The sequence below is a fragment of the Pseudoduganella flava genome (genome assembly GCF_007830495.1).
Lineage (GTDB): Bacteria > Pseudomonadota > Gammaproteobacteria > Burkholderiales > Burkholderiaceae_D > Rugamonas > Rugamonas flava.
Genome location: NZ_VLKW01000016.1, coordinates 31,064 through 51,374, shown reverse-complemented (window position 1 = coordinate 51,374; position 20,311 = coordinate 31,064). Strand labels below are relative to the sequence as shown.

Here is a 20,311-nt window from a genome sequence, read left to right as displayed (position 1 = left end):
CGATCCCCTTTCAATTGAGCAGCATTCATCATGTCTAAAGATTCTTTTTCCGACCAAGACTGGCGCCGATTCCTGACCTCGCTCGGCGAGGATCCGGACCGTCCGGGACTGGCGGAAACCCCGCACCGCGTTGCCAAGGCGTGGAAGCACTGGACGTCCGGCTATGAGCAGGATCCCGTCGAGATCCTGAAGGCGTTCGAGGACGGTGCGGAGCAGTACAACGAGCTGATCGTCGTGCGCAACATCCCCGTCTACAGCCATTGCGAACACCACCTGGCGCCGTTCTTCGGCAAGGCCACCGTCGGCTATGTGCCGAACGGTAAGATCGTCGGGCTGTCGAAACTGACCCGCCTGGTGGATTGTTTCGCCAAGCGCCTGCAGGTGCAGGAGCGCATGACGGTGCAGATCGCCAACACGCTGATGGAAGTGCTGGAGCCGAAGGCGGTGGGCGTCGTCGTCAAGTGCCGCCACATGTGCATGGAAAGCCGCGGCATCCGTTCGCCGGGCGAAGAGACGATCACGTCCGCGATGCTGGGCGAGCTGCAGCCGAACCTGGCGCTGCGCACCGAGTTCCTGGCGCTGGCCCGCGACTGATGGGCGTCGTCGCGTGGGAAGAGGGCTTCGAGGCAGCGGCCGCCAAGGCGCGCGCCACGGGCAAGCCGCTGCTGCTGTACTGGGGCGCCGTGTGGTGTCCGCCGTGCAACCGCGTCAAGGCCGACATCTTCGCGCACGATGAATTCGCCGAGCGGATGCGCGCCGTCGTTCCCGTGTGGATCGATGGCGACGTCCCCGGCGCCCAGGCGCTGGCGCAGCGCCTGAAACTGCGCAGCTATCCCACGCTCGTGTTGTACACCCCCGGCGGCGTCGAAGTCACGCGGCTGCCGGGCGAGATCGATGGCGACATGTTCGTCACGCTGCTCGACGGCGCGCTCGACGCGTCACACAGCGCCTCGGCCTCGCTGGCCGCCGCGCTGGACGGTTCCCGAACGCTTGCCGCCGCCGAATGGACGCTGCTGGCTCACTACGCGTGGGACACGGATGAAGGCGTGCTGCTGCAAGGGCGCCCCGTCCACGACGTGTTGCAGGCGCTGGCGCAAGCGTGCCCGGTGCCCGCCGCGGCTTCCCGCCTGCGCTTGCTGGCGCTGGCACTGCACGCCGACCCGGCCGCGGCATCGTGGCTGGTGGACCTGTGCCGTGACGCCGAGTTCGTGCGCGCCAACCGCGACATCTTCTTCAACCACGGCAACCTGGTGCGCCAGTCCGGCAATGCGCAGGTGGCGGGTTTGCTGTTCGACCTGGCGCAGGCGTGGGCGGACGACATGTGGCTGTCCACGTCCGACCGCTTGCTGGCCGTGCGGCTGCAAATGCGCATGGCCCGCGTGGGCCACCCGGCACCCGGCATGCCCGAACGGATGCGCGCCGCAGTCCACGACGCGCTGGCCGCCGCCGAAACGCCGTATGAACGCCACACGCTCGTCAACACGGCCTACAGCGCGCTGAACGACGCCGGCCTGCACGACGAAGCGCAGGCGCTGCTGCAAGCCGAACTGCCGGGCGCGCTGGCACCGTACTACCTGATGCTGTACCTGGCCTCCGGTGCCCGCCGGCGCGGCGACACGGCCGCGATGCTGGACTGGTACGAGCAAGCGTGGCGCACCGCGCCGGGCACTGCCACGCGGCTGCAATGGGGCGTCACGTATTTGACGGCGCTGCTGGAGGCTACGGCAGAGCCCGTGTCCACCCTGGGGTCGACCCCGGAATCGGACACAAGCTCATCCGTTGGGCGGATCGAACAGGCTGCCAGCATGATCGCTGCCGATATCGCCGCGATCCCCGACGCCTTCAGCCAGCGCAACCGCCTGCAACTGGCCAAGCTGGCCGACCGCCTGGCGCAGGGGCCGCACGCACCGGCTCTGCTGCAAACGCTGCGCTCAGGGCTCTGACGCCGCCTCAGTTCTTGGCGTCGCCCGCCTCGACAAAACTCATCTTGTCGATCTCCGCCTTGAAGTCGCCCACCTTCGTGCCGGTCGGGGTGCTGTCCTGCGCGACCAGCGCGCACGATTGGGTTTCCACGTGCCACACTTGCTTGCCGGCGCGCAGCGACCAGTGGTTGTCGCCCTCGCTGTACAGTTCCACGGTCGTGTCCTCCAGCGGCAGCTCGGCCAGGTCGATGCGGCGCTGGCAGTCCGGCAGCCGGGTCGCCAGCAGCGTGAAGCGGCCCTCGTCGCTCCAGAAGTAATCCTGCTGGCGGCGCACGGTCAGCGTGTGTTCCTGCGAGCTGTCGGCATAGAAGGTGGCGGAATCGTTGTAGCAGCCTGCCAGCAGCAGCGGTGCCAGGAAAATCAGCTTGCGCATGGATGTGTTGTCGATGAGGTAGTGCAACCGATTATAGCGATGCGCGCACGATTGCCCAACCGGACAGCAATCGTTGCAATTCGGATAAACTTTGCATTTTCTCCGTTCTGTTCGCCAAGACCAGCCCACCCATGCCCCACACCCGTATCGACGACCAACGCTTCCGCCGCATTCTGTTCCGCAACATCACGTTGCCGCTGGCCGCCGGCATCGTCAGCGCGGCCGTGTTCGTTGCCGTGTTCGCCTACCTGCTGCATGCGCTGACGATGGTCGAGCACTCCGAGCGCGTGATCGGCAATGCGCAGGAATTACGCAAGCTGACCGTCGACATGGAAACAGGCATGCGCGGCTACCTGCTGACCGGCGAGGAGTCGTTCCTCGCGCCGTACAAGCTGGCCAAGCCGAAGATCGAGACGGCGGTGAACACGCTGAACGAGCTGGTCAAGGACAACCCCACGCAGATCGACCGCCTGCGCAATATCCGCACCCAGCAGCAGCAATGGGAGCGCGCCGCGGAGGACATGATCCGGCTGCGCACGACAGGCGGCGATTACCTGTCCGTCGTCCGGGCCCAGCGGGGCAAGGTGGAATTCGACGAACTCCGTTCGCTGTTCCAGACCTTCATCGGCACCGAGGAGCGGCTGCGGATGGACCGCGCCGACGATGCCAAGACCGTCACGTACATGACGGTCGTCGGCTTCCTCACGATCAGCCTCATCATCAGCGGCTTGCTTGCCTGGTTCGGCCGCAGCGAATTGATGAAGCTTTCCGAAGCCTACAATTCGGCGCTGAAGGAACAGGGCGTGCATGCCGAGCGCGTGCAGCGCCAGGCATGGATGCGCTCCGGCCAGAGCCAGCTCGCCGAGCAGGGCATCGGCCAGATGACGCTGCCGGCGCTGTCCACCGCGTTGCTGCATTTCCTGGCGCGCTACCTGAACGTCGTCGTCGGCGCGATGTACGTGCGCGAGCCGGACGGCTTGCTGAAACGCGTCGCCGCCTTCGGTTTCTCGTCGGAGGACGAGGAGCGCGGCCGCTTGCTGGCGCCGGATGAAGGCATCGTCGGCCAGGCCGCGCAGATGCGCCGCCTGATCCACCTGGAGAACCTGCCGAAGGATTACCTCAAGCTGTCGAGCGCGCTGGGCAGCGCCACGCCCACGCAGGTGCTGGTGCTGCCGGTGGCCAGCGACGGCCGTGTCAACGGCGTCGTCGAGCTGGGCTTCCTGCACCCCGTCGGCGAGCGCGAGACGGAGTTCCTGAACCTCGTCGCCGACAATATCGGCACGGCGATCGACGCCACGCTGGCGCGCCAGCGGATGCAGGAACTGCTCGTCGAATCGCAGCAGCTGAACGAGGAACTGCAGGTGCAGCAGGAAGAACTGCGCACCGCCAACGAGGAATTGGAAGAGCAGTCGCGCGTGCTGGAGGAATCGCAGGCCAGCCTGGAAAACCAGAAGGCGGAGCTGGAGCAGACCAACGAGCAGCTGGCCGAGCAGGCCGTCGTGCTGGACCAGAAGAACACGGCGCTGAACGACGCCCAGACCTTGCTGGAAGAGCGCGCCCGCGACCTGGAACGCGCCAGCCAGTACAAGTCGCAGTTCCTCGCCAATATGTCGCACGAGCTGCGCACGCCGCTGAACAGTTCCCTGATCCTCGCCAAGCTGCTGGCCGATAACGCGCAGGGCAATCTGAACGACGAGCAGGTGCGTTTCGCGCAGACGATCTACTCGGCCGGCAACGACCTCTTAAACCTGATCAACGACATCCTCGACATCTCGAAGGTCGAGGCGGGCAAGCTGGAACTGAACCCGGAAGAGCTGCGCCTGCAGCAGGTGATGGAAGGGCTGTCGCGCACGTTCGACCCGCTGGCGCGCCAGAAGGGCCTGGACTTCATGCTGGTCATGGAGCCCGGCCTGCCGGACACGATTTATACGGATTGCCAGCGCCTCGAGCAGATCCTCAAGAACCTGCTGTCGAACGCGTTGAAGTTCACCGACAAGGGCGCCGTCGCGCTGCGCGTGCAGCCGGACCCGAACGGCCAGGTGCGCTTCGCCGTGCAGGATACCGGCATCGGCATCCGCGCCGACCAGCACGACGCGATCTTCGGCGCGTTCCAGCAGGCCGACGGCGGCACGAGCCGCAAGTACGGCGGCACGGGCCTCGGCCTGTCGATCTCGCGCGACCTGGCCACGCTGTTGGGCGGCACGATCACGCTGGAGAGTGCCGTCGGCCAGGGCAGCACGTTCACGCTGACGTTGCCGGTGCAATGGTCGGCGCCGCCGCACAAGGTGGACTCGGCGCTGTCGCCGGCCCCGGCGCCCGCGACCGCCGCAGTGCCGCCGACGCCAGCGCCGCTGCCCCGCTTCACGCCGGCACCCGCGCCGGCGTCGGACTCCGCACCCAGCCCGGCCCCCGTCACGCGCGCGTTCGACGACGACCGCGACAAGGCCCCGCCGCCCGAGCGCACCGTGCTCGTGATCGAGGACGAGCCGGCGTTCGCCCGCATCCTGTACGACCTGGCGCACGAGATGGATTACCGCTGCCTCGTCGCGTTCGCGGCGGACGAAGGCCTGCAGATGGCCGAGCAGTACCAGCCCAGCGCGATCCTGCTGGACGTGCGCCTGCCGGATCGCTCCGGCCTGTCCGTGCTGCAGCTGTTGAAGGACAATCCGGCGACCCGCCACATCCCCGTGCACGTGGTATCGGCATCGGACGCGGGCGAGGCGGCGCTGCACATGGGCGCGATTGGCTTTGCGCTCAAGCCCACCACGCGCGAGGAACTGATGGAGGTGTTCGCGCGGCTGGAGCAGAAGTTCACGCAGAAGATCAAGCGCATCCTGCTGGTCGAGGACGATGCGCGCCAGCGCGACAGCGTGGTGCAGCTGATCTCCGACGAAGACATCGAGATCGAGGCGGTGGCCTCCGGCGAGGAGGCGCTGGCGCTGCTGCGCACCACGATCTTCGACTGCATGATCATCGACCTGAAGCTGCCGGACATGCAGGGCAACGAGCTGCTGCAGCGCATGTCGCACGAGGAGATCGCGTCGTTCCCGCCGGTGATCGTGTACACGGGCCGCAACCTGACGCGCGCCGAGGAAGCGGACCTGCACAAGTACTCGCGCTCGATCATCATCAAGGGCGCCCGCTCGCCGGAACGCCTGCTCGACGAAGTCACGCTGTTCCTGCACAAGGTGGAGTCCGAGCTGTCGTCCGAACGGCAGTCGATGCTCAAAACGGTGCGCTCGCGCGACCGGGTGTTCGAAGGCCGCCGCATCCTGCTGGTGGACGACGACGTGCGCAACATCTTCGCGCTGACTTCGGCGCTGGAGCAGAAGGGCGCGATCGTCGAGATCGGCCGCAACGGCTTCGAGGCACTGGAAAAGCTCGACGCCGTGGCCGACATCGACCTGGTGCTGATGGACGTGATGATGCCGGGGATGGACGGCCTGGAAGCGACGCGCCGCATCCGCGCCGACGGGCGCTTCAACCGCCTGCCGATCATCGCCATCACGGCCAAGGCGATGAAGGACGACCAGGAACAGTGCCTGGCGGCCGGCGCCAACGACTACCTGGCCAAGCCGATCGACCTGTCGCGCCTGTATTCGCTGCTGCGCGTCTGGATGCCGGCGCTGGACCGCATCTGAGGAACCGACATGATGCAGCCGATCCGCCCCCAGCACAGCGATACCGACATCGAGCTGCGCATGCTGATGGAGGCGATCTACCTGAAGTACAGCTACGACTTCCGCGACTACACCGGCGCGTCGCAGAAGCGGCGCGTGCTGCATGCGATGCGCGAGATGGGCTGTGACACGATCTCGACGCTGCAGTCGCGCGTGCTGCACGAGCCGAGCGCGTTTTCCGAGCTGCTGCAATACCTGACGATCCCCGTCACGGAGATGTTCCGCGACCCCACCTACTATGCGGCGCTGCGCGAGCACGTGATGCCCGTGCTGTCCACCTACCCTTCGCTGAAGATCTGGGTGGCCGGCTGCAGCACCGGCGAGGAAGTGTATTCGCTGGCGATCCTGCTGAAGGAGGAGGGGCTGCTGGAACGCAGTATCATCTACGCGACCGACATCAATCCCCAGTCGCTGGAAAAGGCCAAGAAAGGAGTATTCCCGCTGGAGAACATGCGGGCGTACACGGAGAACTACCAGGCCGCCGGCGGGCGGCGCGCGTTCTCGGATTACTACACGGCGGCCTACAACGCGGCGCTGTTCGATCGCTCGCTGGCGGAAAACGTGACGTTCGCGGATCACAGCCTGGCCACCGACGCGGTGTTCGCGGAAACGCAGTTCATCAGCTGCCGCAACGTGATGATTTACTTTAAGAAGAAGCTGCAGGAGCGGGCGCTCGGCTTGTTTCATGAATCCCTGTGCCACCGCGGCTTCCTGGGCCTGGGCAGCAAGGAGAGCATCGACTTCTCCGCCTATGGCCCGTTGTTCGAGCCGATCGTCAAGCGCGAGCGGCTGTTCAGGAAACTGTGATGAACGAGATGGTGCGCCAGGCGTTGAACTCGCGCCGCGTCGACCGGATCGAGGCGGTGGTGGTCGGCGCGTCGGCCGGCGGCGTCAACGCGCTGATGGACATCCTGCCGTCGCTGCGGGCCGACTATCCGCTGCCGGTCGTGACGGTACTGCACGTGATGCGCGGCCGCCAGAACCAGCTGGTGGAAGTGTTCCGGCAGCGCATGGCGCTGCGCGTCGAGGAGGCGGCGGACAAGGGAGAGCTGGAACCGGGCACGCTGTATTTCGCGCCGGCCGATTACCACCTGTCGATCGAGGAAGGCGGCGTGTTCTCGCTGTCGCTGGAAGACCCGGTGCATTTCGCGCGGCCGGCGATCGACATCACGATGGAATCGGCGGCCGACGTGTATGGCGCGCGGCTGGCCGGCATCCTGCTGACGGGTGCCAACCAGGATGGTGCCGCCGGCCTCGCGGCGATCGGCGCGGCCGGCGGGCTGACGGTGGTGCAGGACCCGGCCGAGGCGCAAGTCGCCGTGATGCCGAACGAAGCGATCAGGAAGCGGCCGCCCGACCTCGTGCTGCCGCTGCGGGATATCCGCGAGCTGCTGCTGGCGCTGCCCGCATAAAGTTGGAGAGTACACAATGAACCACGTGGCCAAGGAGCCCAACAAGGAACCCACGAAGCTCTTGATCGTCGACGACCTGGCGGAGAACCTGCGCGCGCTCAACGCCATCATCCGCGCCGACGACCGGGCCGTGTACCAGGCGATGTCCGGCGAGGAAGCACTGACCCTGCTGCTCGAGCACGACTTCGCGCTGGCGATCCTCGACGTGCAGATGCCCGGCATGGACGGCTTCGAGCTGGCCGAGCTGATGCGCGGCACGGACAAGACGCGGCACATCCCGATCGTGTTCGTCAGCGCCGCCGGCAAGGAACTCAATTACGCGTTCAAGGGCTATGAAACTGGCGCGGTCGACTTCCTCTACAAGCCGCTCGATCCGGATGCGGTGCGCAGCAAGGTCAACGTGTTCGTCGACCTGCACTGTCAGCGCATGGAAATCCGCCGCCGCGTGGAAGAGCAACAGGCCACGATGAACGAGCTGCGCGCCGCGCAGGAGGAATTGCGCTACGCGCTGCGCATGCGCGACGAGTTCATGTCAATGGTCGCACACGAATTGAGGACACCGTTGAACACGCTGTTCCTCGAAACGCAGATGCGCAAGATGCAGCTCGATCGCGGCAACCTGGAAGCGTTCGGTGAAGATGCGCTGACGAAGATGGTGGCGCGCGACGAGCGCCAGATCCAGGCGATGATCCGGCTGATCGACGACATGCTGGACGTGTCGCGCATCCGCAGCGGCGTGCTGTCGATCCGCCCCGGCTGGACCGAGCTGCAGGACATGCTGCGGCGCCTGACCAGCGACCTGTCGCGCCAGGCGCAGGATGCGGGCACCACGTTCGAACTGGATGCGCCGCAAGCGGTGAGCGGCTGGTGGGACGAGTTCCGCATCGAGCAGGTGATCGTCAACCTGCTGACGAACGCGCTGCGCTACGGCGGCGGCAAGCCGGTCAGCATCCGCCTCGTCGCCACGGAAGCGGAGGCACGTGTGGACGTGATCGACCAGGGCCCAGGCATCGACGAAGCGATGCAGGCCCGCATCTTCCTGCCGTATGAACGGGGCGCAGGCAACGGCGTGCCGTCCGGCCTTGGCCTGGGCCTGTACATCTCGCGCCAGCTGGCCGAGGCGCACAAGGGCACGCTGACGGTGGCCAGCAAACCGGGCGAGGGTTCCGTGTTCTCGCTGGTACTGCCGCGGGGCACACCGCCGGCCTGACGACGATGGACGGCGCGGCCCGCGTGCACGTCAAGCGCGGCGGCGCCTGACCGTCCACGCTACCTCAGAACTCTTCCCACTCGTCGGCACTGCGGGCCGGCACTTTCACGCCGGTGCGAATCGGTGCCGCCGGCTTGCGCTCGGCAGGGCGGGCCAGGGCGACCGCGCTGCTGCCGGCTACCGGCTGCGCGGCGGCGGCAGCGGCCGCGGCGGCCGTCTCGCCAGTGCGGAAGAACGCCACCACCTCGGCCAGCCGGGCCGCCTGCTCCTGCATGCTTTGCGATGCGGCCGCCGCTTCCTCGACAAGGGCCGCGTTCTGCTGCGTCACCTCGTCCATCTGCGTGATGGCCTGGTTGACCTGCTCGATGCCGGTCGTCTGTTCCTGGTTCGCGGAAGCGATTTCGCCCATGATGTCCGTCACGCGCGTGATGCTCTGCACGATGTCGCCCATCGTCGTACCCGCTTCATTGACGAGGCGCGAGCCCTGGTCGACGTCCGCGACGGAAGCGGTGATCAGTTCCTTGATTTCGCGGGCCGCTCCGGCCGAGCGCTGCGCCAGGTTGCGCACTTCCGTTGCCACGACGGCGAAACCGCGGCCCTGCTCACCGGCACGGGCCGCTTCCACCGCCGCGTTCAGCGCGAGGATATTGGTCTGGAACGCGATGCTGTCGATGACGCCGATGATGTCGACGATCTTCTTCGACGAGGCATTGATCGTGCCCATCGTGTCGACCACCTGCGAGACGATCGCGCCGCCGCGCGTGGCTACTTCGGATGCGTTGCGGGCCAGCTGGTTGGCCTGGCGCGCGTTGTCCGCGTTCTGGCGCACGGTGCTGGTCAGTTCTTCCATCGTCGAGGCGGTTTCCTCCAGCGAGCCGGCCTGCTGTTCGGTGCGCGCCGACAGGTCCATGTTCCCCGCCGCGATCTCGCGCGACGCCGTGCCGATCGCTTCGGTGCCGCTGCGCACCTGGCCGACGACGTTCAGCAGCGCGTCGTTCATGCCTTTCAGTGCCCTCAGCAGGCGGCCCGTCTCGTCGCTGCGATCGGTCGCGATGGTCGATGCCAGGTCGCCCGCGGCCACCGTCTCGGCCACGTCGACGGCTTCGCCGATGGGGCGGGTGATCGAGCGCGTGACGAAATACGCGATCGCGGCGCCGACGGCCAGCGCAGCGATGCCGAGTGCGATCATCAGCAGCTGGGCGTTGCGATAGACCGCATTGGCTTCCGCGCCCGCCGCATTGGCTTGCTCGGCTTCATAGTCGATCAACTCGTCCATCGCGGTCAGCACGCCCGTCAGCGTGGGGGCCGCCGTGTTCAGCAGGTATTCCGTCCCGTCCTGGATCTCGCCATCCTTGCGCAGCGCGATCAGCTTGTCGTTCTTGGCGGCGCCGTCGGCCAGCAGCGCATCGACCTTCGCCATCAGCGCTTTCTCGCGCTCGGTCGTCAGCCGCTTCACCAGCCTGGCCTTCGCGGCCGCGTAATTCTTGCGGTAGCCGGCCACCTTCTCCAGCTCCGCGTTGACCTGCGGCGTGCTCGGGGTGACGATGATCGTCGTCAGCGCCAGCGTGACGTTGCGGATGTTGTCGACCATCGTGTTGGCCGCTTCCAGCTTGACGTTCTTGTCCGCCACGATATCGTCCGTACGCGCGCCGATGCGCGCCATCGAGCTCAGGCCGATCGCCAGCACGACCAGCAGCAGCGCGAGCACCGCGCCGAACCCCAGCCCGAGACGAGCGCCGATCTTTAGATTGAACATGTCTACCCCACTTGTTGAATATCAGTCATGCGCGGCTCTTGGCGGCCGCCGATTCAGCTTTCATGTTGCACGAAAGAAGGCTGTATTGCTGGGCGATACGGTTCTTTTGACGGGCCCTGTCTCGCCCATACAACGATCCATTGGCCTTCCTGTAACGCCCTGCCAAAGGTGCAAGCGGCTGAGTTGGTACCGCACCACAGCGATCGCTTGCCGCGCGCTATCGTGTGTGCGCGGCAGTTCAACGAAGGTTACATTGCCTCGCAATCGACAGGAGAACGATATGACGACCGTGCCGGGCACCGCCGAGGAATCGTCAAGCGAGGATGCGCGATGAAACGCGATTGGCCCTTCGATGGCGGCAGGCGCGAGTGGCTGGTGCGCCGCAACTGCTCGCTGACGCCGCGCCAGACGATGGCCGCCTGGGCGCTGCTGCTCGTTCTGTCGGTCGTCGTGGCCGTGTTCTTCACATGGCAAGGCGCCTGGTACGTGCTGGTGTTCGCGGCGCTGGAGATCGCCGCGGTGACGGCGGCATTCGTCAACTACAGCCGGCACGCGTCCGATTGCGACCGTATCGTGCTGGAGCATGGCAAGCTGTTCGTCGAGCAGCTACGCGGCGGGAAGATCAAGCTGTTCCAGCTCGACCCGCACTGGCTGCGCGTGGTGGCACCACGGCGGCGGCGCGACCCGATCCGCCTGGAAGCGCGCGGCATCTCGATCGCCGTCGGCACCTGGCTGCCAGACGAAGGCCGCCGCGCGCTCGCGCGCGAGCTGCGCGAAGAGCTGGCCCGATAAAAACATTGCCTGGAAAATGAGGGCAGACCCTAATGCCGTTCAGTTAAGGCAAACCCGAGACCCGAAACCCCGGGGTCAGACCCGGCGGGTCTGACCCCAGCCTTCGCCGTTGGGTTAAAGCAGGCGTCTTCAGCGCACGCAGCTTGCCAACTAAACGCATCACGGACAGACCTCATTTTCCAGGCATTTTTTGGCAAAAAAAAAGCCTGCACCGGCAAGCCGGGCAGGCTAAAGGCTTGGAGTAACTCCAGGTTGAAACGCTGTACTCGTTGTTGTTATCGTGCTTAGAAGCGGTAGCCGACGCCCACGCCGAGCAGCACCGGGTCGACCTTGACCTTGCTGACCTTCGTGCCGGCGATCATCACGTCGCTGCGGATCTGCACTTTCTTGACGTCGACGTTCAGCGACCAGTTCTTGTCGAGCTTGAAGTCGACGCCCGCTTGCGCGGCCAGGCCGAAGCTGTCGTGTTCCAGGCTGCCCTGGCCGTTCAGCAGCTTGTTCTTCGAGAACGTGGTCCAGTTGATACCGAGGCCGAGGTACGGGCTGATCGTTTTTTCAGGCGTGAAGTGGTACTGGGCCATCAGGCTCGGCGGCAGGTGCTTGAACGTGCCGATGCTCTTGCCGTCCAGGTAGACCTCGTGCTTCTGCGGATAGGTCAGCACCAGTTCAGCGGCGATGTTCTTGGTGAAGAAGTAGGAAATGTCCACTTCCGGAATCGTCTTGTTCTCGACGCTGATGCGGTCCGATGCGCCGACGCCGCCGACCGGATCGGCCTTGTCGGCCGGGTCGATGTGCACGGCGCGGGCGCGCACGAGCCAGTTCGATTCCTGTGCCGAAGCCTGGCCTGCCAGCATGCCCACGGTGACCGCCATTACTGCCATGACTGCTTTTTTCATGATGCTTCCTCTTCGTTTTGACGTGTTAGCGGAAGCCAGTTTAGTGATGCGCCGCAACAAAAACCTTGATCGTAGTCAAAATTGCCGGAACGAATGCGGACTAGATAAATCGGCTGTAAGATATCCGCCGGGTTGCCTACAAAGTATTGTTGACGGAACTTGAATACAGCTGCCAACCGCCGCCCATTGATCGGCGCGCGCGGTGCTGGGATGATCCCCGGCCATGCGCCCGCCCGCGCTCCCACCCACTCTTCACCAGGAGACCAGGCATGAAGTTGAACGTGAACGGACAGGTACGGCAATTCGAGGCGGAGGAAGATACGCCGCTGTTGTGGGTGCTGCGCGAGCAGCTGGGGCTGACCGGCACCAAGTACGGCTGCGGCATCGCGCAATGCGGCGCCTGCACGGTGCACATCGACGGCGAAGCGACGCGCAGCTGCGTGCGGCCCGTGTCGACGGTGACGGAACAGATGAAGATCGTCACGATCGAAGGCCTGTCGCCGGACGGCTCGCACCCCGTGCAGAAGGCGTGGGCCGCGCTGGACGTGCCGCAGTGCGGCTTCTGCCAGTCCGGCATGATCATGGCCGCCACCGCACTCCTGAAGGACAAGCCGAAACCGACCGACGCGGACATCGATGCGGCCATGACGAACATCTGCCGCTGCGGCACCTACAACCGCGTGCGCAAGGCGATCCACGTCGTCGCGCGCGGCGGCGATCCGACGAGCGCCAATCTCGCCATCGAACATCGTGAAGGGAGCAAGGCATGAGCACCGCTACCGTTGCGTCGCCCGCGCGCCGCGGCTTCCTGAAACGCTCCGCCGCCGCCACCGCCGGCCTTGTCGTCGGCTTCCACATTCCGTTCACGGCCCAGGCCCAGCCCGCCGGCCAGGCGCCCGAGGTGAATGCCTGGGTCGTCGTGAAGCCGGACGACACGATCGTCATCCGCATCGCCCGCTCCGAGATGGGCCAGGGCACGCTGACGGGACTGGCGCAGCTGGTGGCCGAGGAGCTCGACGCGGACTGGAGCCGCGTGACGACCGAATACCCGACGCCCGGCACGAACCTGGCCAGGAAGCGCGTGTGGGGCAGCTACTCGACGGGCGGCAGCCGCGGCGTGCGCGAATCGCACGACTACGTGCGCAAGGGCGGCGCGGCGGCGCGCATGATGCTCGTGCAGGCGGCAGCCGACCAGTGGCAGGTGCCGGTCGCCGACTGCCGCGCGGCCGACAGCGTGATCACGCACGTGCCCACGGGCCGCACCGTCACCTACGGCAAGGTCGCCGACGCGGCCGGCCGCCTGACGCCGCCGCAGGACGTGGCGCTGAAGGACCCGAAGGACTGGAAGATCGCCGGCAAGCGCCTGGCGCGCCTGGACACGGTCGACAAGACGACGGGCAAGCAGGTGTACGGCATGGACCTGGCGCTGCCGGGCATGGTGAACGCGGCGATCAAGGCTTGCCCCGTCTTCGGCGGCAAGTTGAAGAGCTTCGATGCCGACGCGATCAAGGGCCGCCCCGGCGTGAAGAAGGTGCTGCAGGTGGGCGACAATGCGGTAGCCGTCGTGGCGGACACGTGGTGGCGCGCGAAGACGGCGCTCGATGCGCTGCCGATCGAATGGGACAAGGGCCCGAACGCGAACCTGTCCAGCGCCGACGTGGCGGCGGCGATCAAGGCGAAGCTCGCTGCGCCGGAGGCTGCCTCCGGCAATGCGAAAGGCGATGCGAAGGCCGCGCTGGCCGGCGCCGCGCGCAAGATCGAAGCCGTGTATGCATACCCGCACCAGAACCACGCGACGATGGAAGTGATGAACGCCACGGCGCGCTGGACGCCGGAGCGCTGCGAAGTGTGGACGCCCACGCAGAACGGCGAAGCGGCGCTGGCCGCCACGTCGGAAGCGGCCGGCCTGCCGCAGGAGAAGTGCGACGTCTACAAGCTCCACCTCGGCGGCGGCTTCGGCCGGCGCGGCGCCGTGCACGACTGGCTGCGCCAGGCGGTGCTGATCGCCAAGGAGATGCTAGGCACGCCCGTAAAACTGATCTGGACGCGCGAGGAGGACATGCTGCACGGCCAGTACCACCCTGTCACGCAGTGCAAGCTGACGGCGGGCCTGGACAAGCAGGGCAACGTGACGGCGCTGCACATGCGCATTGCCGGCCAGTCGATCCTGGCCGCGCTGTTCCCGCAGAACGTCAAGGACGGCAAGGATCCGGCCGCGTTCCAGGGCCTGAACCCGTCCGGCCCGGAAGGGACGTTCGGCTATGGCGTGCCGAATCTGCTGATCGATCATGCGATGTACAACCCGGCCGTGCCGCCGGGGTTCTGGCGCGGTGTGAACCTGAACCAGAACACGATCTACGTGGAGTGCTTCATCGACGAGATCGCGCACGCGACGAAGCAGGACCCGCTGGCGCTGCGCCGCAAGCTGCTGAAGGACAGCCCGAAGCACCTGGCCGTGCTGAACGCTGTGGCCGAGCGGGTGGGCTGGGACAAGAAGCCGAAGAAGGGCATCTATCGCGGCATCGCGCAAACGATGGGCTTCGGCAGCTACGTGGCGGCCTGCGCGGAAGTGTCGGTGGCGAAGGACGGCAAACTGAAGATCCACCGCATCGTCGCGGCGACCGATCCGGGCCACGCGGTGAACCCGCAGCAGATCGAGGCGCAGGTGGAAGGTTCGTTCGTGTACGGCCTGTCGGCCGCGCTGTACGGCGCCTGCACGGTGAAGGATGGGCAGATGGAGCAAACCAACTTCGACACCTATCAGGTGCTGAAGATGGACGAGATGCCGGCCGTGGAGACGATCGTGATGCCATCCGGCGGCTTCTGGGGCGGCGTCGGCGAGCCGACCATTGCCGTCGCCGCGCCGGCAGTGCTGAACGCGATCTTCGCCGCCACCGGCAAGCGCATCCGCGAGCTGCCGCTGAAGAACCACAGCCTGAAGAAAGCGTAGCGATGGCGCTTCAGGGGACAGCCCCCAACACCGCCACCGCCTGCTGTTGGATGCAGGCGGTAGCAAGGGGGCTGTCCCCATTCTTGTTGGCCTGTGCGTGCCAGATCAGCGCTGCCGCCGACGGTATCGACCACCCGCTGCCCGGCACCACGCCCGGCGACCCGGTCCGCGGCCGCGCGATCGTGGCGGACCGCCAGGTGGGCCTGTGCCTGCTGTGCCATACGGCCCCGATTCCCGAGGAGCGCTTCCAGGGCGACCTGGCGCCCAGCCTGGACGGCGCAGGCGCACGCTGGACCGTGCCGCAGCTGCGCCTGCGCATCGCCGACTCGGCGCGCATCAATCCGGACACCATCATGCCGTCGTACTACCGCACCGAAGGGCTGGTGCGCGTGGCGCCGGCGCACCAGGGCCGCACGATCCTCTCGGCCCAGCAGATCGAAGACGTGGTAGCCTTTCTGGCGACACTGAAGGGCAACCGATGAGACCAAACCGCCACCGCCGCCAGCTGATCGCCGCGGGCACGCTGCTGGCGCTGGTGCGCCCGGCATCCGCCACGCCTGAACAGATGGCCGCCGCCGTCGCTGCCTATACGGACAACAAGCCGCCGCAAACGGGGCGCGTGACGTTCGAGATCGCCAAGCTGATCGACAATGGCAACGCCGTGCCGGTGACGATCCGCGTCGACAGCCCGATGACGGCGGCCGACCACGTGGCCGGCATCGCCATCTTCAACGAGCGCAATCCGGAAACGGACGTGGCGAAGTTCACGCTGGGCCCGCGCGCCGGCAAGGCCGAGGTATCGACGCGCATCCGCCTTGCCACGTCGCAGAAGCTCGTCGCCGTCGCGAGGATGAGCGACGGCAGCTGCTGGCAGCAGACGGTGGACGTGATCGTCACGCTGGCCGCCTGCATCGAAGGGGAGGCGCCCTGATGGCTAGAGCGCTGATCCACATGCCGAAGACGGCGAAGCGCGGCGACATTATCGAGATCCGCGCACTGATCGCGCACCCGATGGAGTCCGGCTACCGGCCGGGGGCGGACGGCAAGCCGCTGCCGCAGGACGTCATCCGCCGCTTCACGTGCACCTACAACGGCGAGCAGGTGTTCGCGGCCGAGCTGCACCCGGCGATCGCCGCCAATCCCTACATCGCGTTCTTCACGATCGCCACGGAAACGGGCACGCTGGAGTTCAGCTGGACGGGCGACCACGGCTTCGCGCAAACGGAGCGCATCGCGCTGACGGTGGCGCCATGAGCGCGCCGGCGCTGCCGCTGTTGCTGATGCTCGCTGCAGCGCTGGCGCAAGCCCAGACGCAGACGCAAGATCGGCGCAAGTCCGGCAGCGAATTCATGAGCGAATCGACGTGGGCGATGCAGCGCGACGATACGCAGAACCCGGCCATGCTGTGGGTGGCCAACGGCGAAGCGCTGTGGAGCACGAAGGCGGGCAAGGCCGACAAGAGCTGCGCCGCCTGCCATGGCGATGCGAAGACGTCGATGCGTGGCGTCGCGGCGCGGTATCCCGCATTCGACAAGGCGGCCGGCCGGGTGCTAAACCTGGGCCAGCGCATCAACCAGTGCCGCACGGGCGCGCAGCAAGCGGCTCCGTGGAAGGCCGAGTCGGACGAGCTGCTGGCGCTGGAAGCCTACGTGGCGCTGCAGTCGCGCGGCATGCCCGTGGCGCCGCCGAACGATGCGGGCACGCGTGCCGCCGCCGAGCGGGGCAAGCGGCTGTTCAATACGCGCATCGGCCAGCTGAACCTGTCGTGCGCGCAATGCCATGACGATCACTGGGGCCGCAAGCTGGCCGGTGCGACGATCCCGCAAGGTCACGCGAACGCCTATCCGATCTACCGCCTCGAATGGCAGGGCATGGGCAGCCTGCAGCGCCGGCTGCGCAACTGCATGAACGGCGTGCGTGCGGCGCTGCCGCCACCGGACGCGCAAGACCTCGTCGAACTGGAAGCCTGGCTCGCGCTGCGGGCACAAGGCATGACAATGGAATCACCGGGAGTACGGCCATGAAGATCGTCGTCGCCATCGTAGCGCTGCTGGCCGCCGCGGCCCAGGCGGCACCGCCGCCGTCCACCGGCGAGCGCCTGGCCGCCACGTGCACGGGGTGCCACGGCACGAATGGCAACCCGGCCGGCACGGCGCTGCCGGCGCTGGCGGGGCAGCCGAAGGAAGCATTGCTGGCCAGCCTGAAGGCGTTCAAGGAAGGCAGCCGGCCCGCCACCATCATGACCCAGCTGGCGAAGGGCTACACGGACGAACAGCTCGAGCAGATCGCCGCCTGGTTCGCGGCGCAGAAGGGAGCGCAGCGATGAAGCGCCGCGCCTTCCTCGGCGCTGCCGGCGCCGCGGCTGTATTGTCCGGCTGCGCCACCGTGGCACCTCGGGCGAAGCCGCACGTCGTCGTCATCGGTGGCGGCTATGGCGGCGCGGCAGCGGCCCGCTACGTGCGCATCTGGAGCGGCGGCGACATCGACGTGACGCTGGTCGAGCCGAATCCCACGTTCATCTCGTGCCCGCTGTCGAACCTGGTGCTGGGCGGCTCGCGCCAGATCGCCGACCTGACGCGCGGCTACGACGGCCTGACGGGCCGGCACGGCGTGCAACTGGTGCGCGACAGCGCCACCGGCATCGACGTGGCCAAGCGCACCGTCGTGCTCTCGTCCGGCAGCATGCTGGTGTACGACCGGTTGATCCTGGCGCCCGGCATCGAGTTCCTGTTCAACGAACTGCCGGGCATGCCGGCCAATGGCGAGATCCTCCACGCCTGGAAGGCGGGCGCGCAAACGGTGGCGCTGCGCGCGCAGCTCGAAGCGATGCCGGATGGCGGCGTGTATGCGCTGGCGGTGCCGCCGGCGCCTTACCGCTGTCCGCCCGGCCCGTACGAGCGCGCGTGCCAGGTGGCGCATTACTTCAGCCGCCACAAGCCCCGTTCGAAGGTGCTGCTGCTCGATGCGAACGAGGACGTCGTATCGAAAGGCCCGCTGTTCAAGCGCATCTGGAAGGAGCGCTACGGCGGCATCATCGAATACCGCCCGGGATTCCGCACGGTGGACATCGATGCGCCAACGCGCACGGCGATCTCGGAACTGGGCGAGAAGGTGACGGCGGACGTGTTGAACGTGATCCCGCCGCACCGCGCCGGGGCGATCGCCGCGAAGACGGGGCTGGCCAACGCGAATGCACGCTGGTGCGAGGTGGACTTCGTCACGTTCGAATCGACGCAGGCCGCCAACGTGCACGTGATCGGTGACGCGATCCAGACGGCGCCGCTGATGCCGAAGTCCGCGCACATGGCCAACCAGCACGCCAAGGTGTGCGCGGCGGCCGTCGTCGACCTGCTGTCCGGCCGCGCGCCGTTTGCCGCCCCCGTGCTGACGAACACGTGCTACAGCTACGTGTCGGACCAGGACGTGATCCACGTCGCCTCCGTGCACGCCTACGACGCGGCGAAGAAGACCTTGCTCGTGGTGCCGGGATCCGGCGGCCTGTCGAAGGACGCCAGCGCGCTGGAAGGCACGTACGCGCAGAGCTGGGCTGCCAATATCTGGGCGGATACGCTGGGCTGACGATAGCGCCGTTAGTTGTTGCGTGGCGTCAATAACGCCGAGTTTGCCTGTGTAAATATTGCCTCTCGTTATCACGGGAGCGCAGCATGGACAAACCGCCCAGCGACGCGGAGCTGAAACGGATGATGCAGTCGGTGGCGTTCCGTGCCGCGCGCGGGCAACGCCCTCCGGAGCAGCACGCGCCATCACTGATCGATGACTTGCCACCGGAGCACGGCCGCGTAATGCCGTCGTGCGCCATTGCGCAGGTGCTCGGCGCCGCGCCGGCAACGCTCGCGCGGGGCACCGAACTCGTGACGCGGGGCCGGCCCGCATGCCGCTACCGCACGGTTTACGACGTGACGCTGCTGCCTGTCGCGATCACGTCGGCCCGTTTCCTGCCGTGCCTGGACATGCCCGCGGCCCTCGGGCTGCCGCCCGAATGCCGCAGCGAGATCGTCATCGCCATCGAGAGCATCGATCCCGCGCTGCCGCTGGACGTGGCCGCGGCCACGCCGCTGCGCGTCTATATTGATGCGCCACCCGCGCTACGCAGCGCCCTGCACGATGCGTTGTTCATGCATGCGGTATGCACCTGCCTGTACAGCGACCGGCAATGGTGCCAGCTGGCCGTCCCACCGTTCGCCGCGGTGGGATGCGCCGACAACGAGGCATTGCTGCCGCCGCGCCAAGGCGACGAAGCGGGCTTGCGGTTGCTGGCCGAGTACTTTGCCTTCTCCGCCAAGTTCGACTTCTTCGACATCGACTTGCAGCCGGTGCTGGCGCGCTGCCCGGCCGGCACGCACCGCCTCGTCCTGCACGTAGCGCTGCCGCAACTGGACGCGGCCGAAGCACTGCAAGCGCTGTCCGCCGCGACACTGCGGCTGGGGTGCACGCCCGTCGTCAACCTGTTCGAACGGGTCGCCGAACCGGTGCGGGTCAGCGCGGGCCATAACGCCTATCCATTGCGGATCGCGCAGGGAGACGAAGCCCGCGTGGCGCTGTTCAGCGTGGATGCGGTGGCGCACGACGGCAACGTGCTCGCGCCGTTCGACGGGCCGCGCGGTTCCCGCAACACCGGGTGCTGGCTGCTCCGGCATGCGGATACGGCGGCGGGCGTGCAGGACACGATCTCGTTCGTGGACGGTGAACAGCGTCCGCTAGACCTGCGATGCGGCACGGTGGCGGTGCGCGTCACCTGTACGAACGCCGAGCCGCCGGCCGGGCTGCGGATCGGCCATCCCGGCGGCGATCTGACGGGGCAAGGCGGCGCGGCGCGGTTGCTGATGGTGCCAACGGCAGCGCGCCCGAACGCCCATCCATGGCACGTGCTGGCCGCCCGCTCGCCCACCGAGCGCAGGCTGTCGCGGCAGGGATTGCCGGCGTTATTGAACCTGCTGCGCCTGTACGATGCGCCGGCCCAGCTGTTGGCGGGCATCGTCGGCCTCGATCACCATGGCGCCGCTGCCTGGCTGCGCTTCCCGCAAGGGGCGGCCTGGATGCACGGTATCGAGGTGCGCGTCACGATCGACGACGTGGCATTCGCCCGGCGCGGCGTGTTTGTGTTCGCCCAAGTGATGGACCGGTTCCTCGCGTATTACGCGCAGCCGCACAGCTTCACGCAGCTGGTCGTTGTCGACGAGGCGGGGCGCGAGCTGGTGCGTTGCACGGCGCGGGCAGCAACCTCATTACCGCTCTGACC

19 protein-coding genes are annotated in these 20,311 nt (G+C 67.0%); 16 read left to right on the top strand and 3 right to left on the bottom strand.

Translation table 11 applies throughout. The annotated features are described in order from the left end of the window. Nucleotides 1–30: 30 nt before the first annotated feature. Nucleotides 31–594, top strand: coding sequence for a GTP cyclohydrolase I FolE (gene folE, locus IP92_RS28150; RefSeq protein WP_145881678.1), 564 nt, complete (start codon nt 31–33; stop codon nt 592–594). Next, the gene (locus IP92_RS28145) at nt 594–1,943 is read left to right on the top strand and encodes a thioredoxin family protein (RefSeq protein ID WP_145881676.1); all 1,350 of its coding nucleotides are present in this window, start codon (nt 594–596) and stop codon (nt 1,941–1,943) included. The genes folE and IP92_RS28145 overlap by 1 nt, the downstream gene beginning before the upstream one ends. A 7-nt stretch (nt 1,944–1,950) precedes the next feature. Here IP92_RS28145 and IP92_RS28140 read toward each other — a convergent pair whose 3' ends face one another. Then, entirely contained in the window at nt 1,951–2,355 is a 405-nt protein-coding gene (locus tag IP92_RS28140) for a hypothetical protein (RefSeq protein WP_145881674.1), read from the bottom strand. Nucleotides 2,356–2,486: 131 nt separating this feature from the next. Here IP92_RS28140 and IP92_RS28135 point away from each other — a divergent pair, with 131 nt between their 5' ends. Genes IP92_RS28135 through IP92_RS28120 form a run of 4 tightly spaced genes read left to right on the top strand, consistent with a single transcriptional unit; the run spans nt 2,487 to nt 8,657 of the window. Beyond that, on the top strand, nt 2,487–5,996 hold the full coding sequence (locus IP92_RS28135; RefSeq protein ID WP_145881672.1) for a response regulator: 3,510 nt from the start codon (nt 2,487–2,489) through the stop codon (nt 5,994–5,996). 9 nt (nt 5,997–6,005) lie between these two features. Then, entirely contained in the window at nt 6,006–6,842 is an 837-nt protein-coding gene (locus tag IP92_RS28130; RefSeq protein WP_229419014.1) for a CheR family methyltransferase, read from the top strand. Then, nucleotides 6,842–7,447, top strand: a complete 606-nt coding sequence (locus tag IP92_RS28125) for a chemotaxis protein CheB (RefSeq protein ID WP_199271949.1) — start codon at nt 6,842–6,844, stop codon at nt 7,445–7,447. The genes IP92_RS28130 and IP92_RS28125 overlap by 1 nt, the downstream gene beginning before the upstream one ends. Nucleotides 7,448–7,463: 16 nt before the next feature. Then, complete coding sequence (locus IP92_RS28120; RefSeq protein WP_145881670.1) at nt 7,464–8,657, top strand: hybrid sensor histidine kinase/response regulator; 1,194 nt, start codon at nt 7,464–7,466, stop codon at nt 8,655–8,657. A 64-nt stretch (nt 8,658–8,721) separates the two neighbouring features. Here the strand turns inward: IP92_RS28120 and IP92_RS28115 are convergent, their stop codons facing one another. Further along, the gene (locus tag IP92_RS28115; RefSeq protein ID WP_145881668.1) at nt 8,722–10,413 is read right to left on the bottom strand and encodes a methyl-accepting chemotaxis protein; all 1,692 of its coding nucleotides are present in this window, start codon (nt 10,411–10,413) and stop codon (nt 8,722–8,724) included. A gap of 330 nt (nt 10,414–10,743) precedes the next feature. Between IP92_RS28115 and IP92_RS30050 the strand changes: the two genes are divergently transcribed. Further along, entirely contained in the window at nt 10,744–11,205 is a 462-nt protein-coding gene (locus tag IP92_RS30050; protein ID WP_158206752.1) for a DUF2244 domain-containing protein, read from the top strand. 284 nt (nt 11,206–11,489) lie between these two features. On the opposite strand, the gene IP92_RS28105 is transcribed toward IP92_RS30050, so the two are convergent. Then, nucleotides 11,490–12,101, bottom strand: coding sequence for an OmpW/AlkL family protein (locus IP92_RS28105; RefSeq protein ID WP_145881664.1), 612 nt, complete (start codon nt 12,099–12,101; stop codon nt 11,490–11,492). Nucleotides 12,102–12,370: 269 nt separating this feature from the next. Between IP92_RS28105 and IP92_RS28100 the strand changes: the two genes are divergently transcribed. From IP92_RS28100 to tssF, 9 genes are all read left to right on the top strand, one after another. Continuing rightward, nucleotides 12,371–12,871 (top strand): (2Fe-2S)-binding protein, encoded by a 501-nt coding sequence (locus IP92_RS28100; protein WP_145881662.1) that lies wholly within the window; start codon nt 12,371–12,373, stop codon nt 12,869–12,871. Beyond that, nucleotides 12,868–15,051 carry a xanthine dehydrogenase family protein molybdopterin-binding subunit gene (locus IP92_RS28095; RefSeq protein ID WP_145881659.1) on the top strand — a complete coding sequence of 728 codons (2,184 nt, stop codon included), beginning with the start codon at nt 12,868–12,870 and terminating at the stop codon, nt 15,049–15,051. Before IP92_RS28100 ends, IP92_RS28095 begins: the two co-directional genes overlap by 4 nt. A gap of 83 nt (nt 15,052–15,134) precedes the next feature. Then, nucleotides 15,135–15,533, top strand: coding sequence for a sulfur oxidation c-type cytochrome SoxX (gene soxX, locus IP92_RS28090; RefSeq protein WP_229419013.1), 399 nt, complete (start codon nt 15,135–15,137; stop codon nt 15,531–15,533). After that, the gene (locus IP92_RS28085; protein WP_145881654.1) at nt 15,530–15,982 is read left to right on the top strand and encodes a SoxY-related AACIE arm protein; all 453 of its coding nucleotides are present in this window, start codon (nt 15,530–15,532) and stop codon (nt 15,980–15,982) included. Before soxX ends, IP92_RS28085 begins: the two co-directional genes overlap by 4 nt. Beyond that, nucleotides 15,982–16,305: a thiosulfate oxidation carrier complex protein SoxZ gene (gene soxZ / locus IP92_RS28080; protein ID WP_145881652.1), complete on the top strand. Its 324-nt coding sequence runs from the start codon at nt 15,982–15,984 to the stop codon at nt 16,303–16,305. Before IP92_RS28085 ends, soxZ begins: the two co-directional genes overlap by 1 nt. After that, on the top strand, nt 16,302–17,075 hold the full coding sequence (gene soxA / locus IP92_RS28075) for a sulfur oxidation c-type cytochrome SoxA (protein ID WP_145881650.1): 774 nt from the start codon (nt 16,302–16,304) through the stop codon (nt 17,073–17,075). Before soxZ ends, soxA begins: the two co-directional genes overlap by 4 nt. Further along, complete coding sequence (locus IP92_RS28070; protein ID WP_145881648.1) at nt 17,072–17,377, top strand: c-type cytochrome; 306 nt, start codon at nt 17,072–17,074, stop codon at nt 17,375–17,377. The genes soxA and IP92_RS28070 overlap by 4 nt, the downstream gene beginning before the upstream one ends. Continuing rightward, entirely contained in the window at nt 17,374–18,630 is a 1,257-nt protein-coding gene (locus tag IP92_RS28065; RefSeq protein WP_145881646.1) for an NAD(P)/FAD-dependent oxidoreductase, read from the top strand. Before IP92_RS28070 ends, IP92_RS28065 begins: the two co-directional genes overlap by 4 nt. Nucleotides 18,631–18,716: 86 nt before the next feature. Beyond that, complete coding sequence (gene tssF / locus IP92_RS28060; RefSeq protein ID WP_145881644.1) at nt 18,717–20,309, top strand: type VI secretion system baseplate subunit TssF; 1,593 nt, start codon at nt 18,717–18,719, stop codon at nt 20,307–20,309. The last annotated feature ends 2 nt before the right edge of the window (nt 20,310–20,311 follow it).